The following is a 17374-nucleotide window of genomic DNA, read 5'->3' on the forward strand; positions in this document are numbered from 1 at the left end:
GCGCGGAACGGACTACATAAACCGCCAATATGAAACCCGGCATGGCGCCACGGTTACCGCTCAATAACCGTCCGCCCGCGCCGGGTATCGGCGGGTGCGCCCGGCGGCCGAGACCGCCGGTTCCGCGGCGCAACGCCGCGAGGACGGCGCGCCAGGGAATCTGTACGCGGATAAAGATAGCCTGGGACCGTAATGGTCCAATCCGCATGGCCCCTAGTCGCAGCCCGGCGCGGCCCCCTGTCCGACACGCGGAAAGATTATCCGGCGCGATGCCGGTTACCTCCCCTGTGCGCGCCGAGGATATCCAAGGGCCAACAACGGAACCCCCAATTCGGTCGCGAAACAAAATCCTGGAACATTTACGCGCTAAAACCTTCACTTGGCCTTGACGCGACGCGCGAGGATTTTGCGCGAAGCCGCGGTCCGGCTCAACCTCCCCCACCCGCGCCGCCGGCCTGAATGCCGCCGCGAGTCAGCACGCCGGGATCGAGCAGGCGGCGCAATTGCTTCTCCGACAGACCGCTGGTCTCCACCGCCACCTCCAGCACCGGCCGTCCTTCCTTATAAGCCTGTTTGGCGATCGCCGCGGCTTTTTCGTAACCGATGATCGGATTGAGCGCGGTGACCAGGATTGGATTGCGGTCCAGCGCCTCGCGCACATGCGCCTGACGCACCTTGAGCCGGGCGATCGCGCTGTCGGCCAGCAGCGGCATGCTGCGGGCAAGCAGGCGGATCGAATCGAGCAGGTCGAAGGCGATCAGCGGCAGCATCACGTTGAGCTGGAAATTGCCGCTCTGCCCGGCCACGGTGATCGCGCTGTGGTGGCCGATCACCTGCGCGCAGACCATCGCCAGCGCTTCGGGAATCACCGGATTGACCTTGCCCGGCATGATCGAACTGCCCGGCTGCAGCGCCGGCAATTCGATCTCGCCCAGGCCGGCCAGCGGCCCGGAATTCATCCAGCGCAGATCGTTGGCGATCTTCATCAGCGCCACCGCCAGCGTGCTCAGCTGGCCGGACAGTTCGACCGCGTCGTCCTGCGCGGCCAGGCCCTCGAACTTGTCCGCGGCCGATTCGAAACGCGTGCCGGTCGCCGCCGACAGCGCCTTGGCCATCGCCTTGCCGAAGCGCGGATCGGCGTTGATGCCGGTGCCGATCGCGGTGCCGCCGATGGGCAGCCGGCGCAGGCGCTTGAGGCTGTCCTCGATGCGCTGCTGCGCCGAATCCAGTTGCGCCGCCCATGCACCGAACTCTTGTCCGAAGGTGAGCGGCATGGCGTCCATGAGATGGGTACGCCCGGTCTTGGTGACCTTGGCCAGCTCCTTGGCCCGCTTCTCGATGGTCTTGCGCAAATATTTGAGCGCCGGCAACAGGGATTCCACCACCGCCAGCTGCGCCGACACCCGGATCGCGGTCGGGATCACGTCGTTGGAACTCTGGCCCAGGTTGACGTGATCGTTCGGATGGATCTTGTGCTTGCCCGCGCGCGAGGCCAGCGTGGCGATGACCTCGTTGGCGTTCATGTTGCTGGAGGTGCCCGAACCGGTCTGATAGACGTCGATCGGGAAATGCGCGTCGAAGCGGCCGGCGGCGACTTCGCCCGCGGCCGCGCCGATGGCCTTGGCCGCGCCGGCCTCGAGCAGGCCGAAGCCGCCGTTGACCTGCGCCGCGGCGGCCTTGACCAGGGCCAGGGCGCGGATGAATTCGCGCGGCATCGGCTGGCCGGAAATCGGGAAGTTCTGCACCGCGCGCTGGGTCTGCGCGCCCCACAAGGCATCGGCGGGAACGTTGAGTTCGCCCATGCTGTCGTGTTCGAGGCGGAACCCGGCGGCGGCGGATTTGGCCGCCGGTTTCGCGGGCTGGCCGGAGGTCCGGACCGGGGTCTTGCGTTTGCTCGCCATTGCCAACTCCATTGAGTCGTGGGGGAGACGCGCCGCCTGTCGCGCCGCGCGTCGTATCAATCAGGTCTGGGGCGAGCCCGGCTATCGCAAGGGCGCACGCCATGCTGGCATCGTTTTTCGCTGGCGGCCGTCATGATCGCCGCGCGCGCGTCGCGCGTCGAGTGCGCGGCGGATTTCCGCCCGATCCGGCAGGGTCGACGGCGCCCGGCACGGCGCGGGCGCTGGGGTAGAATGGCGGACTGCTTACTCCCCACCGCGTGCCATGTCCGCCGATTCCCAGACCACCCTGCTCGCCCTGTCTCCGCTCGATGGCCGCTACGCCGGCAAAGTCGATGCGCTGAGGCCGATCTTCTCCGAATTCGGCCTGATCAAGGCCCGGGTCAAGGTCGAGGTGGAATGGCTGCTGGCGCTGGCCGATGAGCCCGGCATCGTCGAGCTCAAGCCGTTCTCCGCCGCCGCCGCCGCGCGCCTGCGCAAGCTCGCCGAGGAGTTGTCGATCGAGGACGCCGCCCGGGTCAAGGAGATCGAGCGCACCACCAACCACGACGTCAAGGCGGTCGAGTACCTGATCAAGGAACGCCTCAAGGACGACGCCGAGTTGGGCCCGGCCCTGGAATTCGTGCACTTCGCCTGCACCAGCGAAGACATCAACAACCTCAGCTACGCGCTGATGCTCAATCAGGCGCGCCAGCAGGTGTTGCTGCCGCGTCTGGACGATCTGATCCAGAAGCTGCGCGCGATGGCCCACGAACACGCCGCGCTGCCGATGCTCTCGCGCACCCACGGCCAGACCGCCTCGCCGACCACGGTCGGGAAGGAAATCGCCAACGTGGTCGCGCGCCTGCTGCGCCAGGGCGAGACCCTGGCCGGCGCGCAGATGCCGGGCAAGATCAACGGCGCGGTCGGCAACTACAACGCTCACCTCGCCTCCTACCCGGACATCGACTGGGCCGCGTTCTCGCAGCGCTTCGTCACGTCCCTGGGCCTGGACTGGCAGCCCTACACCACCCAGATCGAACCGCACGACGGCATCGCCGAGGTCTGCGACGCGCAGCGCCGCATCGACACCATCTGCATCGACCTGTGCCGCGACGTGTGGGGCTATATCTCGCTGGGCTATTTCAAGCAGGCGGTAAAGGCCGGCGAAGTCGGCAGCTCGACCATGCCGCACAAGGTCAATCCGATCGACTTCGAAAACGCCGAAGGCAACTTCGGCATCGCCAACGCCTTGTTCGAACATTTCGCCGCCAAGCTGCCGATCAGCCGCTGGCAGCGCGACCTGACCGACTCGACCGTGCTGCGCGCGCTCGGCACCGCCTTCGGCCATGCGCTGATCGGCATCGACGCGCTGCTGCGCGGCTTGAACAAGCTCAGCGTCAATCCCGAGCGCTTGGCCGCCGACCTCGACGCGGCCTGGGAAGTGCTGGCCGAAGCGGTGCAGACGGTGATGCGCCGTCACGGCCTGCCGAACCCGTACGAGCAACTCAAGGCGCTGACCCGCGGCCACGGCATCAACGAGGCCTCGATGCGCGAGTTCATCGCCTCGCTGGACCTGCCGGCCGACGACAAACAGCGCCTGCTGACGATGACGCCGGGCAGCTACACCGGCCTGGCCGAGCGCCTGGCGCGCGAAATCTGATATGGAAGACACCCGCGCCTGGACCCTGGCCGAGCAAGCCACCGACGACGGCCTGTCCCTGACCCGGATCAAACAGTTCGAGCGCGGCTTCGACTTTCGCGGCTATCCGGAACGCTTGAACCTGATCTGGGCCTACCAGGACGACCACGGCACCGGCACCGCCTCGGCGGAGGAAATGGCGGCCATGGAGCGCTTCGAGGACCGGGTCTGCGAGCGCATCCAGGCCGCCGGCCACAGCGTGCTGGCGATCGTGTTCACCGAGCCTGACCATCGCGAGTACGTGTTCCACACCCGCGACGTGAATGCCTTCATCGGCGTGCTCAACGCGATGCCGCAGGAAGCCACGCCTTATCCGATCGAGATCGACCACGAGAGCGATCCCAAGGGCGAGTTCTACCGTTCCTTCGCCGACGCGATCGGCCTGCACTGAGTTCGCGCGCGCACAAATCGCAACACGAAAACCGGTTTCGCGATGCCACGCGATGACCGATAGTGTGCGACTGTTTTTCATTTCCGCGAGCGAAGCGACGATGCGTTTGGCGATGGCACTGATCGGTGTATTGGCGCTCGGCGGCTGCGCCGCGCCCGCTCTGAAGTCCGGGCAAAAAGCGGCGACGGCCGCCGCGGCCTGTCCGGCCGATCCGACCTGGGACACGCCCTCGGCGCCGCATCATATCCATGGCAATACCTGGTTCGTCGGCACCTGCGGCATCAGCTCGATCCTGATCACCTCCGACCAGGGCCATGTCCTGATCGACGGCACCACCAAGAAAGGCGCGGCGTCGGTGGAAGCCAACATCCGCGCGCTCGGTTTCAAGGTCGAGGACGTGCGCTACATCCTCAGCTCGCACGAACACCTCGATCACGCCGGCGGCATCGCCCAACTGCAACGCGACAGCGGCGCGACCGTGGTCGCGCTGCCGGCCGAAGCGGCGTCGCTGGAGCGCGGCCAGGGCGATCGCGGCGATCCGCAGTTCCTCAGCACGCCGGCGTTCGCGCCGGTGCGCACGGTGCGCCGCATCGAAGCCGGCGAAACGCTGACCCTGCGGTCGATCGCGCTGACCGCGCACGCCACGCCGGGGCATACGCCGGGCAGCACCAGTTGGACCTGGCGTTCCTGCGATCAGGGCGGACAATGCCGCGCGATCGCCTATGCCGACAGCCTCACGCCGTTTTCCGACGATGTGTATCGCTATACCGACGAAGCCGCGCATCCGGGCTTCATCGCCGCCTTCCGGCAAAGCCTGGTCACGGTCGCGAACCTGCCCTGCGACATTCTGCTGACGCCGCATCCGGGCGCCAGCGAGCTGTTCTCGCGCCTGGGCCCGGGCGCGACCCGGCCGCTGGTCGATGCCGGCGCCTGCCGCGCTTACTCCGCCACCGGCGCGGCCAAGCTGGATGCGCGCATCGCCAGGGAACGCGGCGACGCCAAGCCGTGATCGGGGCGTGGTGATCGCCCGGGCCGCGACCACGCGGCCTTAGCGCCGGCTCGCGCAGACTCGCCGCCGGCGTTGACGGAGGATGGCGATGCAACAGTTGATCAATATCGACGTGCCCGATCTGGATGCGGCGCTGGCGTTCTATACGCGCGCGTTCGGCCTGCATGCCGGACGCCGGCTCGGCGGCGAGGTGATCGAACTGCTGGGCGGGCAGGCGCCGATCTATTTGTTGCTCAAGGCCGAGGGCTCGCTCGCGGCCGGCGCGGAGACTCGACGTTATGCGCGGCACTGGTCGCCGCTGCATCTGGACGTGGTCGTGCTGGATCTGGATGCGGCCTTGCGCAGCGCGCTGGCGGCCGGGGCGGTGCAGGAAGGCGATGTGCGCAGCGCGAACTGGGGGCGGATCGTGGCGATCGCCGATCCGTTCGGGCATGGGTGGTGCCTGCTGCAGTTTTTGGGGCGGGGTTACGATGAGATTGCGGGGTGAGGCAAAGGCAAATCCCCGCTTCCCCCCTTTTTCAAAGGGGGGAACTGCAACGGCAGTGGCGCGCGGCCCGACATGCGCGGCTCGCTTGAGCGACAATGGGCTTATCGGCGCGAATACGCCCGCCTGCCTGTCTCGCCTCATGGCCACCAAGTCCAATAGCCTCGACCTTCCGATCGAAATCGACGCCAGCCGCAAGCCGCCGCTGGGCATCGCCCCGGCCGCGTTCCTGCGCGATTACTGGCAAAAACGCCCGCTGCTGATCCGCAATGCGTTCGCCGGGCTGCAATCGCCGATCCAGCCAGAAGACCTCGCCGGCCTGGCCTGCGAGGAAGGCGTGCTGGCGCGGTTGATCCAGCACGACCGCGCCAGCGACCGCTATTCACTGCGGCACGGGCCGTTCGCAGAGTCCGAGTTCCCCGGGCTTCCCCAACAAGACTGGACGCTGTTGGTCCAGGACGTGGACAAGTGGGACGCCGACGTCGCCGCGCTGCTGCCGGCCTTCGACTTCCTGCCGCGCTGGCGCATCGACGACATCATGGTGTCGTTCGCCGCGCCCGGCGGTTCGGTCGGCGCGCACGTGGATCAGTACGACGTGTTCCTGCTGCAGGCCCAGGGCCACCGCCGCTGGCAGATCGACGCGCGCGCGGATGCGCCGCAGGACTTCCGTCCCGATGCCGACCTCAAGCTGCTGCGCGAATTCGATCCCAGCCACGACTGGGTGCTGGGCCCGGGCGACATGCTGTATCTGCCGCCGGGCGTACCGCATCACGGCGTCGCGGAAGACGCCTGCCTGACCTTCTCGATCGGCATGCGCGCGCCTTCGGCCGCCGAGCTGATGGGCGACTACATCGACACCCTCGCCGGGGACGCCGACGAAAGCCTGCGTTATCACGATCCCGACCTCGCCCCGCCGCGCGATCCGAACGAGATCGACGCCGCCGCCATGGTCCGCGTGGTCGAGGCCTTGAACGCGCTGCGCATGAACGACCCCGACCGCCTCGGCGACTGGTTCGGCCGCTTCATCACCGTGTACCGCGCCGCCGGCGAAGTGTCCGCGGGCCATGAGCCGGCGCGTTCGCGCATCGAGATCGAATGGGACCTGCAGCGCGGCGCGGCGTTGTGGCGGCATCCGTGGTCGCGCATGGCCTGGCGCCGCGCGCACGCCAAGGGGCGGGCCGCCAGCCTGTACGTCAGCGGACAGGAATTCGCCCTGCCCGCGCGCGACGCGCAGGCGATCGCGGGCGCGGCCGAACTCGATCTGGCCGGCTATTCCGCGCTGTCGGAGGCCGGCCGCGAATGCGTGCTCGAACTCATCGCCGGCGGCCACTATCGGCTGGGACTGGATGAGGACGCCGGCGCCGAAGAGGAATAAGCCTCGGCGCGGCCCGACCCGGCCGGCTCGCCCGCGGCGGGTCCGGCCTTAACCTGCAATGGATTCAGACACTATGAATTCACCCACCACCGCCGGCGATCAAGTGGAAACCCGCGAGGCCGCATTGGCGGCGCTGAGCGCGATCGTCGCCGGCGCGCGCCGCGGCCTGTCGATCTACAGCCGCGAACTCGACCCGGGCCTGCTCGACCGCGCGGACGCGGTCAGCCTGTTGCGTCGCTTCGCCACCGCCGGCGGCGTCACCCGCGTGCTGCTGCAGGACCCGGCCGCGCCGCAACGCGCCCTGGCGCCGCTGATCGGGCTGGCGCAGCGCCTGCCCAGCGCCTTCGAATTCCGCGCCATCGAAGAACCGGTCGATCAGAACTACCCGGCCGCCTACATCGTCAACGATCGCGACGGCTGGTACTTCCGCCCGCTCGGCCATCGCTTCGAAGGCGAGACCCGGATCGACGGCGGCGCCCGCGCCCGCCAGTTGCGCGCGCACTTCGAGCCGGTGTGGGAACGCGCCCGGGCCTGCACCGAGTTTCGCGCGCTCGGAATCTGACCAACCGATCGCCGGGCGCGACACCGGGCCGGGCCCGGCCCGCGGCGACGCCGACAATCCCGGTTCGAACTCCCGTCTGACTCCGGACAGCGCCTCGACCAGTTCTGCCCCTGGCCCATGCCAAAGGCGGCACCACCAGAGTCTGCGGCTGCGCAACCGCCGGAACACCTTCGCCGCTACGCCAACCGCCCGGGCTGGACCGAATCAGCCACCTTATTTGTTGTCGCGGCGTCGGGCACAGCAGCCCCGACGGCGACCGAGCCCTATCGGCGCCCCGGCCGCGGGCATCCCACCACGCCCGCAGCGCAGCCGTTGTGCCCGCGCCCCGCCCCGGCCCGCGGATCTGAGTGCCGGCTAAACCGCGACCGCGAACCGCAGCGTGCCCATAAGCGCGCAGGTCCAGACCGCCGCCGCCCCCCGCCTTGCTTGAAACGCCGCGCCGCGGCCCAAGACTTTGTCCAGCATTGCCGGAACGGTCCACTCAACGTTCCGGTCCCCTCCGGCGCCCCCGATCAACCCGAAATCGAAGCAAATCGGTCGCTTAGACATAAGTAGTTATGCCGTTGGGCTTAACACTACCGCTATAATTCCGAGCCTTGTCCGCGCCCAGCACCCCGCGTGCGTGCGCGACGCCACTTCCGCCCCCAAGAGTTTCCCGATAGCCATCGTGGACAGCCTCCTCAAGCAGTTTTCGCAATCCTCGCAACTCGGCGCCAACGCCGCCTTCATCGAAGACCTGTACGAGCAGTACCTGGTCGATCCCGACAGCGTCGGGGCCAAATGGAAAGCCTATTTCGACGGCTTCAAGGGCCGTGAAGCGGGCGATATTCCGCATTCGGCCGCGATCGAAAGCATCACCCAGGCCGGCAAGGCCGCCTCGCGCGGCGTAGTCGCCGCCGCCGGCGCGTCCTCCGGCAGCGACGAGCGCGAACGCGCCGTCGGCAAGGTGATCACGGCCTACCGCTCGCGCGGCCACCTGGCCGCCGACATCGATCCGCTGGGCCTGCTGCAGAAACCCGACGCGCCCGACCTGGCGCTGGGCTTCCACCGCCTGTCCGAGAGCGACCAGTCGGTCGAGTTCTCGACCGGCGGGGTGGCCGGCAAGGAGCGCATGAAGCTCGGCGACCTGCTCGCCCTGCTCAAGGCCACCTACACCGGCCCGATCGGCGCGGAGTTCATGCACATCGCCGACGCCGAACAGCGCCGCTGGATGTACGAGCGCCTGGAAACCGCCGGCGGCAAGTTCGGCCGCAGCGTCGAAGACAAGCAGCGCATCCTCGAACGGCTCACCGCCGCCGACGGCCTGGAGCGCTACCTGGGCACCAAGTACGTCGGCCAGAAGCGCTTCTCGCTGGAAGGCGGCGACGCGCTGATCCCGCTGATGGACGTGACTATCCGCCGCGCCGGCGAACAGGGCGTGCAGGACGTGGTGATCGGCATGGCCCACCGCGGCCGCCTCAATGTCCTGGTCAACACCCTGGGCAAGCCGCCGCGCAAGCTGTTCGACGAGTTCGAAGGCAAGTTCGACCACGACGAGCACGCCCACACGGGCGACGTGAAGTACCACATGGGCTTCAGCGCCGACGTCGCCACCCCCGGCGGCCCGGTCCATCTGGCCCTGGCGTTCAATCCCTCGCATCTTGAAATCGTCAACCCGGTGGTCGCCGGCAGCGTTCGCTCGCGCCAGACTCGCCGCGGCGACAAGGGCCGCGCCCAGGTGCTGCCGGTGCTGCTGCACGGCGACGCCGCCTTCGCCGGCCAAGGCGTGGGCATGGAGCTGTTCCAGATGTCGCAGGCGCGCGGTTTCGCCGTCGGCGGCACCGTCCACATCGTCATCAACAACCAGGTCGGCTTCACCACCAGCGAGCGCCAGGACGCGCGTTCCACGCTGTACTGCACCGACGTGGCCAAGATGGTCGGCGCGCCGATCCTGCACGTGAACTCCGATCACCCCGAAGCGGTGGTGTTCTGCGCGGAACTCGCGCTGGACTTCCGTCAGCGCTTCGGCCGCGACGTGGTCATCGATCTGGTCTGCTACCGCCGCCACGGCCATAACGAGGCCGACGAGCCGGCGGCGACCCAGCCGCTGATGTATCAGGTGATCCGCAAGCACAAGACCCCGCGCGAGCTCTACGCCGAGCAACTGGTCGGCGAAGGCGTGCTCAAGGCCGAGGACGCGCAGGCGCTGGTCGACCAGTACCGCGACAAGCTCGACGCCGGCGCGGTCACCACCGAGCTGGTCGAGGTCAAGCCCGACGAGTTCACCATCGACTGGTCCAAGTACCTGTCGGGCAAGCTCAGCGACCCGGTCAACACCACGGTGGAGCGCAGCAAGCTCGACGCGCTGGCCACGCAGATCAACGCCGTGCCCGACACGGTCAAGCTGCATGCGCGCGTGGCGAAGATCTACGAAGACCGCCGCAAGATGGCCGCCGGCGAACAACCCGGCGACTGGGGCTTCGCGGAGAACCTGGCCTACGCCACCTTGATCAGCGAAGGCTACAAGCTGCGCCTGGTCGGCCAGGACAGCGGCCGCGGCACCTTCTTCCACCGCCACGCGATCCTGCACGAGCAGACCAGCGACGAGTACATCCTGCCGCTGCGCAAGCTGGTGACCAACCCCTCCGACGTCACCATCATCGACTCGCTGCTCAGCGAAGAAGCGGTGATGGCGTTCGAGTACGGCTACTCCACCGCCGATCCGCAGACGCTCGACATCTGGGAAGCGCAGTTCGGCGATTTCGCCAACGGCGCCCAGGTGGTGATCGACCAGTTCCTGTCCTCCGGCGAAGCCAAGTGGGGCCGCCTGTGCGGCCTGGTCCTGCTGCTGCCGCACGGCTACGAAGGCCAGGGCCCGGAGCACAGCTCCGCGCGCCTTGAGCGCTTCCTGCAGCTGTGCGCGCTGGAGAACATGCTGGTCTGCGTGCCGACCACGCCGGCGCAGGCGTACCACATGATCCGCCGGCAGATGTGCATGAGCACGCGCAAGCCGCTGGTGGTGATGACGCCCAAGTCGCTGCTGCGCCACAAGCTGGCGGTGTCGAGCCTGGACGAGCTGGCCAACGGCGAATTCCAGCATCTGATCCCGGACGCCGCGGCCAACCCGAAGAAGGTCAAGCGCGTGGTGCTGTGCTCGGGCAAGGTTTATTACGACTTGTTCGAACAGGCGCAGAAGGACGGTCTGGAAGACGTCGCCATCGTCCGCATCGAGCAGCTCTATCCGTTCCCGCGCGAAGTCCTGGCCGCCGAACTCAAGCGCTTCAGCGCGGCCAAGGATGTGGTGTGGTGCCAGGAAGAGCCGCAGAACCAGGGCGCGTGGTACCAGATCCGCCACCACCTCAGCGCGTGCCTGGCTCCGAAGCAGGCGCTGCATTACACCGGACGCGCGCGTTCGCCTTCGCCGGCGGCCGGGCATCTGGCCGACCACGTCGCCGAGCAGACCAAGCTGGTCGCCGACGCGCTGGTCAACTCGCTGCACGGAGAGTCCAGCGCCGAATAAGGCGCTGGTTCTTCCCGAAACGACTTACATACCCACATTCAAGCACTCCAGGATGCCTGCCCCATGAGCACCGAGATCAAAGTCCCCGTCCTTCCCGAGTCGGTCTCCGACGCCACGATCGCCACGTGGCACAAGAAGCCGGGCGATGCGGTCAAGCGCGACGAGAACCTGGTCGATCTGGAAACCGACAAGGTCGTGCTGGAAGTGCCCTCGCCCGTCGACGGCGTGCTCAAGGAAATCAAGTTCGAAGAAGGCTCGACCGTGACCAGCCAGCAGCTGATCGCGATCGTCGAGGCCGGCGCCGCCGCCACCGCGAGCGCCCCGGCCGCTGCCGCCGCTCCGGCCGCCGCCAAGACCGAAGCCCTGCCCGCCGCCGGCGCGCAGCCGATCACCGCCAAGGCCGACGCGCCGAAGGCGCCGGCCGGCAACGACCAATTGCCCCCGGGCGCGCGCTTCACCGCGAACAAGGAAGGCATCGACGCATCCCAGGTCGAAGGCACCGGCCGCAAGGGCGCGGTGACCAAGGAAGACATCGTCAATTACGCCAAGAGCGGCGGCGTCGGCAACGCCGCCGGCGCGCGTCCGGAAGAGCGCGTGCCGATGACCCGCATCCGCGCCCGCATCGCCGAGCGCCTGATGCAGTCGAAGAACTCGATCGCGATGCTGACCTCGTTCAACGAAGTCAACCTCGGCAAGGTCATGGCCATGCGCAAGGAGCTGGGCGAGTCCTTCGAGAAGGCCAACGGCGTCAAGCTCGGCTTCATGAGCTTCTTCGCCAAGGCCGCGGCCAACGCGCTGCAGCGCCATCCGGTGGTCAACGCTTCCGTCGACGGCAACGACATCGTCTATCACGGCTACGCCGACATCTCGATCGCGGTGTCCACCGACAAGGGCCTGGTCACGCCGGTGCTGCGCAATGTCGAGCGCATGGGCTTCGCCGACGTCGAGAAGGCCATCGGCGATTACGCCAAGAAGGCCCGCGACGGCAAGCTGGCGCTGGAAGACCTGCAGGGCGGCACCTTCACCATCACCAACGGCGGCACCTTCGGCTCGCTGATGTCGACCCCGATCGTCAACCCGCCGCAGTCGGCCATCCTCGGCATGCACGCGATCAAGGAACGCGCCATCGTCGAGAACGGCGCCGTCGTCGCCGCGCCGATGATGTACATCGCGCTGAGCTACGACCACCGCATCATCGACGGCAAGGACGCGGTGCTGTTCCTGGTGGACATCAAGAACCAACTGGAAAATCCGCATCGCATGTTGCTGGGCATGTGAAGCCGGGAATCGGGAATGGGGAATCGGGAATCGCAAAGCGATTCCGTCCCCTTCCCGCCTTCCGATTCCCGATTCCCCATTCCCGATTCCCGTGAGCGAATGAAATGAGCGAACAATTCGACGTAGTCGTCATCGGCGCCGGCCCCGCCGGCTATCACGCCGCCATCCGCGCCGCACAGCTCGGTCTGAAGACCGCGTGCATCGACGCCGCGCTGGGCAAGGACGGCAAGCCGGCGCTGGGCGGCACCTGCCTGCGCGTGGGCTGCATTCCGTCCAAGGCGCTGCTCGACAGCTCGCGCCAGTTCTGGAACCTGCAGCACCTGTTCGGCGAACACGGCATCAGCGCCGACAACGCCAAGATCGACGTCGCCACCATGGTCGGCCGCAAGGACAAGATCGTGAAGCAGTTCACCGGCGGCATCGCGATGCTGTTCAAGGCGAACAAGATCACCCCGTACTACGGCTTCGGCACCCTGCACCCGGGCAACATCGTCAAGGTCAAGCAGCACGACGGTTCCGAGGTGGAACTCAAGGGCACCAACGTCATCATCGCCGCCGGTTCGGATTCCATCGAACTGCCGTTCGCCAAGTTCGACGGCGACAAGATCGTCGACAACGTCGGCGCGCTGGACTTCACCGAGGTCCCCAAGCGCCTGGGCGTGATCGGCGCCGGCGTGATCGGCCTGGAACTGGGCAGCGTGTGGAAGCGCCTGGGCTCGGAAGTCACCATTCTTGAAGCCCTTCCCGACTTCCTCGCCGCCGCCGATGCCGAGGTCGCCAAGACCGCGGCCAAGGAATTCAAGAAGCAGGGCCTGGACATCAAGCTCGGCGCGAAGGTCAGCAAGGCCGAGATCAAGAAAGACGGCGTGCACCTGACCTACAACGACGGCAAGTCCGATCAGGAACTGGTCGTGGACAAGCTGCTGGTGGCCGTCGGCCGCCGCGCGGCGTCGAAAGGCCTGCTGGCCGAAGGCACCGGCGTCAAGATCAACGAGCGCGGCCAGATCGAAGTCGATGAGCATTGCCACACCGGCGTCGATGGCGTGTGGGCGGTCGGCGACTGCGTGCGCGGGCCGATGCTGGCGCACAAGGGCTTCGAGGAAGGCATCGCGGTCGCCGAACTCATCGCCGGCCTGCCGGGCCACGTCAACCTCGACACCGTGCCGTGGGTGATCTACACCGAGCCGGAAATCGCCTGGGTCGGCAAGACCGAGCAGCAGCTCAAGGCCGAGAACATTCCGTACAAGACCGGCAGCTTCCCGTTCGCGGCGATCGGCCGCGCGGTGGCCATGGGCGAGCCGGCCGGCTTCGTCAAGGTCATCGCCCATGCCGAGACCGACCGTGTGCTGGGCCTGCATCTGGTCGGCGTCGGCGTGTCCGAGCTCGTCCACGAAGGCGTGCTGACCATGGAGTTCAACGGCTCCGCCGACGACCTCGCCCGCATCTGCCACGCCCATCCGACCCTGTCGGAAGCGATCCACGATGCGGCGATGGCGGTGGACAAGCGGGCGATTCACAAGGCCAACTGAAGCCGGGAATCGGGAATGGAGAATCGGGAATCGGAAAGAGCGCAGTGCGCTCGTCCGGTTCCCGATTCGCTTTTGAGCCTTCCGAAACCTGCGATCGCCGCTTTCGCTTCGCCGTGCCGATTCCCCGTTCCCGACTCCCGACTCCCGATTCCCGTCCCCATGAAAACCCTCTGCGTCTACTGCGGCTCCAACTCCGGCGCCAAGCCGATCTACACCGAGCGTGCGATGGCGCTGGGTTCGCGCATGGCCCGCGATGGCATCGCCCTGGTCTACGGCGGCGGCAACGTCGGCCTGATGGGCACCGTCGCCGATGCCGTGCTCGATGCCGGCGGCGAAGTGATCGGTGTGATTCCCGAGCAACTGGTCAATTGGGAAGTCGCCCACCGCGGCCTGACCAAGCTGGAAATCGTAGGCTCGATGCACGAGCGCAAGGCGCGCATGTTCGATCTGGCCGACGGCTTCGTCGCCCTGCCCGGCGGCTTCGGCACGCTGGATGAGATGTTCGAGATGCTGACCTGGCGCCAGCTCGGCATCGGCAACAAGCCCTGCGCCTTCCTCGACATCGACGGCTTCTACGCGCCGCTGATGGCGATGCTCGACCGCATGGTCGCCGAGCGCTTTCTCCACGCCGACCAGCGCCAGGACCTGTGGCACGGCGACGACATCGACGTCCTGCTGAGCTGGATGCGCGATTACACCCCGGCCTCGGCGTCCAAGTGGATGGACGAAAAGCGGCGCAAGGCGCTGCGCTGAAGTATCGCCCTTCCACACCATCACTCCGACGAAAGCGGGCTCCACCTTATTTCGACGGAGCCGAACATCCCGAAAGTTCAGCGCGATCCTTCCTGGCCGTCATTCCCGCGAACGCAGGCTCCGCTTTACTTCGGCGGAGCCGAACATCCAGAGGCTTCAGCGTCATCCTTCCAGAACGTCATTCCCGCGAACGCGGGAATCCAGCGACTTCAAGCGTTCTCGCACGAAAGGCACTGGCCCCCCGCGTTCGCGGGAATGACGAGCAAAAAACAACGCATCCCGTCTTCGCCCCGCTTTGCCCGGATCGCCGCATTGCAGCCCCACCCAGCGGCATCCACAGCCGCTCGGCTATGATCTCAGCTCGTCCGACGAGACCGTCCCATGAGCGTCCCCGCCTCGTTCAACGCGTTCCGCATTCATAACGACGACGCCGGCTATCGCGCCGGCGTCGAAGCGATCGGCATCGACGATCTCGCCCCCGGCGAGGTCGTGATCAAGACCGCCTACTCCTCGATCAATTTCAAGGACGCGCTGGCCGGCACCGGCGAGGGCAAGATCCTGCGCAAATTCCCGCTAGTCGGCGGCATCGACGTGGCCGGGCACGTGGTCGCCTCCAGCGACGGCAAGTTCAAGGAAGGCGACGCGGTGCTGGTCACCGGCTGCGGCCTCAGCGAGACCCGCGACGGCGGCTACAGCGAGTACGCGCGGCTGCAGGCGCAGTGGGTGGTGCCGCTGCCGTCCGGGCTGAGCCTGCGCGAGAGCATGGTGCTGGGCACCGCCGGCTTCACCGCCGCGCTGGCGCTGCACCGCATGCTCGACAACCGGCAGACGCCCGAACACGGGCCGCTGGCGGTCAGCGGCGCCACCGGCGGCGTGGGATCGCTGGCGCTGGACATCTTCAGCCGCGCAGGCTTCGAAGTGCACGCCATCAGCGGCAAGCCGGAGCAGACCGATTATCTGAAATCCATCGGCGCTCATCAGGTGTTCGGTCGCGACGCTCTGCAGACGCAGCGGCCGATGGAATCGGCGCGTTTCGGCGGCGGCCTGGACAATGTCGGCGGGCCGATGCTCGCCAGCCTGCTCGCCCAGACCGCGCCCTACGGCAACGTCGCCACCGCCGGCCTGGCCGCCACGCATGCGCTGGAAACCACGGTAATGCCTTTCATTATTCGCGGCGTGTCCCTGCTGGGAGTCGCCTCGGCCGGCACCGCGCGCGCGATCCGCGACGAAATCTGGCAGCGTCTGGGCAGTCAATGGAAGCCCGCGCATCTGGACCGGATCTGCACCCGCGAGGTCGGTTTGGCACAGTTGGCGCAGGTGTTTCCGGCCATGTTGGCCGGCGGTTCGCTGGGCCGGACCCTGGTCGTGATCTAGTTGGCATTGCAGCCGCGCGGCGCGTCGCTACAATCGGCCGCAGATCCTTGGGGGAAACACATGGCGCGTATTTTGATCGTCGATGATTCGCCGTCCCAGTTGATGGGCATCCGTCGCATCGTCGAGAAACTGGGGCACGAGGCCTTGACCGCTGAAGACGGCGCCGCCGGCGTCGAAGCGGCCAAGAAGGAGTTGCCCGACCTGATCCTGATGGACGTGGTCATGCCGAACCTCAACGGTTTCCAGGCCACCCGCTCGATCTGCCGCGAGCCCACGACCAAGCACATACCGATCGTCCTGGTCACCACCAAGGACCAGGACACCGACCGCGTCTGGGGCATGCGCCAGGGCGCGAAGGCTTACATCACCAAGCCGTTCAGCGAGACCGACCTGTCGGAGATCATCGGCCAGCTGCTGCCCTCACTGAGCTGAACACGCGTCGCGGCGGCGCCGCGCGCATTCATCCCGATCCCGGCGCAAGCCGGGATTTCGCGTTTCAGGACCGGCGCCAGTCCTCGCCGAAGGCCTGGCGCATGGCCTCGTAGGCCTCGTGCTGCGCCGGCGTCTGCGCGCGCGGCGCCAGCACTTCCAGCTCGACGATCTGATCGCCGGCCGGCGTGCCCGGCAGGCCGCGACCGCGCAGGCGCAGCTTGCGTCCGGCTTCGGAGTTGGCCGGGATCTTCAGCTCCACCGGCCCGCCCAGGGTCGGCACGCTGATGGTCGCCCCCAACGCCGCTTCCCACGGCGCCAGCGGCAGCACATGGATGATGTTGCGTCCATCGACCTCGAACTGCGGATGCGCGGCGTATTCGATCTCCAGCAGCAGATCGCCGTGCGTGCCCTGGCCGGCCAGGCGGATCAGCTGGCCCGGGCGGATGCCCTTGGGCACGCGCACATCCAGGGTCTTGTTGTTGACCGAGATGCGCACGCTGCCGCCTTCGAACACGGTTTCCAGCGACACCGCCAGCCGGGCCCGGGTATCGCCGCGCGGCGGCTGCGCGCCGCGCGGATTGCCGCCGAAGCCGCCGCCGTTGGAAGAACGGCCGCGGCCGAACAGGTTCTCGAAGAAATCGCTGAAACCGCCGCCCGCGCCGCCGCCGGCGAAGATTTCCTCGAAATCCGCATTGCCACCGCCATAGCCGCCGCCGAAACCGCCCGCAGGCGGCTGCACCTCGTCGCCGGGGCGATAGCCGCGCGCGCGCAGTTGATCGTAGGCCGCGCGCTTGGGCGGATCGCGCAAAGCCTCGTAGGCCTCGTTGACGGCCTTGAATTTCTCTTCCGCGCCCGCTTCTTTACTGACGTCGGGATGGTACTTGCGGGCCAGGCGGCGATACGCCGTCTTGATCTCGGCCTCGCCCGCGCTGGGCTCCAGGCCCAGGGTTTCGTAATAGTCCTTGAACTGCATCGATCGATCGCTCCAAACGCGCAAACGCAGGAGCGGCGCTGTCCGCTCACGCCGCCTTGACGCATGATTAAGCTCACAGCATGGCGATTACGACCGCGATTTCAAGTCACGTTGACGCGGTATTTAGAACCGGCTG

At 67.4% G+C, this 17374-nt stretch carries 14 protein-coding genes; 12 read left to right on the plus strand and 2 right to left on the minus strand.

Annotated features, from left to right (window positions below; translation table 11 throughout):
* Positions 1-428: 428 nt before the first annotated feature.
* Positions 429-1802, minus strand: coding sequence for a class II fumarate hydratase (locus LG3211_RS12265; protein WP_057945444.1), 1374 nt, complete (start codon positions 1800-1802; stop codon positions 429-431).
* Between the two features lie 361 nt (positions 1803-2163).
* Between LG3211_RS12265 and purB the strand changes: the two genes are divergently transcribed.
* From purB to LG3211_RS12330, 12 genes are all read left to right on the plus strand, one after another.
* Positions 2164-3540: an adenylosuccinate lyase gene (gene purB, locus LG3211_RS12270; protein WP_057943100.1), complete on the plus strand. Its 1377-nt coding sequence runs from the start codon at positions 2164-2166 to the stop codon at positions 3538-3540.
* Between the two features lies 1 nt (position 3541).
* A complete protein-coding gene (locus LG3211_RS12275) occupies positions 3542-3970 on the plus strand; it encodes a DUF695 domain-containing protein (protein ID WP_057943101.1) in 429 nt (142 codons plus the stop codon).
* Positions 3971-4070: 100 nt separating this feature from the next.
* Entirely contained in the window at positions 4071-4979 is a 909-nt protein-coding gene (bla, locus tag LG3211_RS12280; protein ID WP_057945445.1) for a subclass B3 metallo-beta-lactamase, read from the plus strand.
* An 88-nt stretch (positions 4980-5067) separates the two neighbouring features.
* Positions 5068-5466, plus strand: coding sequence for a VOC family protein (locus LG3211_RS12285; RefSeq protein ID WP_057943102.1), 399 nt, complete (start codon positions 5068-5070; stop codon positions 5464-5466).
* A gap of 139 nt (positions 5467-5605) precedes the next feature.
* On the plus strand, positions 5606-6838 hold the full coding sequence (locus tag LG3211_RS12290; protein WP_057943103.1) for a ribosomal protein uL16 3-hydroxylase: 1233 nt from the start codon (positions 5606-5608) through the stop codon (positions 6836-6838).
* A 73-nt stretch (positions 6839-6911) separates the two neighbouring features.
* On the plus strand, positions 6912-7400 hold the full coding sequence (locus tag LG3211_RS12295; RefSeq protein WP_057943104.1) for a DUF7931 domain-containing protein: 489 nt from the start codon (positions 6912-6914) through the stop codon (positions 7398-7400).
* Between the two features lie 667 nt (positions 7401-8067).
* Positions 8068-10899 carry a 2-oxoglutarate dehydrogenase E1 component gene (locus LG3211_RS12305; protein ID WP_057945446.1) on the plus strand — a complete coding sequence of 944 codons (2832 nt, stop codon included), beginning with the start codon at positions 8068-8070 and terminating at the stop codon, positions 10897-10899.
* Between the two features lie 63 nt (positions 10900-10962).
* Positions 10963-12177, plus strand: a complete 1215-nt coding sequence (gene sucB / locus LG3211_RS12310; RefSeq protein WP_057943106.1) for a dihydrolipoyllysine-residue succinyltransferase — start codon at positions 10963-10965, stop codon at positions 12175-12177.
* 104 nt (positions 12178-12281) lie between these two features.
* Complete coding sequence (lpdA, locus tag LG3211_RS12315; protein WP_057943107.1) at positions 12282-13706, plus strand: dihydrolipoyl dehydrogenase; 1425 nt, start codon at positions 12282-12284, stop codon at positions 13704-13706.
* A gap of 159 nt (positions 13707-13865) precedes the next feature.
* On the plus strand, positions 13866-14459 hold the full coding sequence (locus LG3211_RS12320; RefSeq protein WP_057943108.1) for an LOG family protein: 594 nt from the start codon (positions 13866-13868) through the stop codon (positions 14457-14459).
* 381 nt (positions 14460-14840) lie between these two features.
* Positions 14841-15833, plus strand: a complete 993-nt coding sequence (locus tag LG3211_RS12325; protein ID WP_057943109.1) for a YhdH/YhfP family quinone oxidoreductase — start codon at positions 14841-14843, stop codon at positions 15831-15833.
* A 60-nt stretch (positions 15834-15893) separates the two neighbouring features.
* Positions 15894-16265 carry a response regulator gene (locus LG3211_RS12330; RefSeq protein ID WP_057943110.1) on the plus strand — a complete coding sequence of 124 codons (372 nt, stop codon included), beginning with the start codon at positions 15894-15896 and terminating at the stop codon, positions 16263-16265.
* 64 nt (positions 16266-16329) lie between these two features.
* Here the strand turns inward: LG3211_RS12330 and LG3211_RS12335 are convergent, their stop codons facing one another.
* Complete coding sequence (locus LG3211_RS12335; RefSeq protein ID WP_057943111.1) at positions 16330-17238, minus strand: DnaJ C-terminal domain-containing protein; 909 nt, start codon at positions 17236-17238, stop codon at positions 16330-16332.
* Positions 17239-17374 lie beyond the last annotated feature (136 nt).

The sequence above is a fragment of the Lysobacter gummosus genome, from assembly GCF_001442805.1.
GTDB lineage: Bacteria > Pseudomonadota > Gammaproteobacteria > Xanthomonadales > Xanthomonadaceae > Lysobacter > Lysobacter gummosus.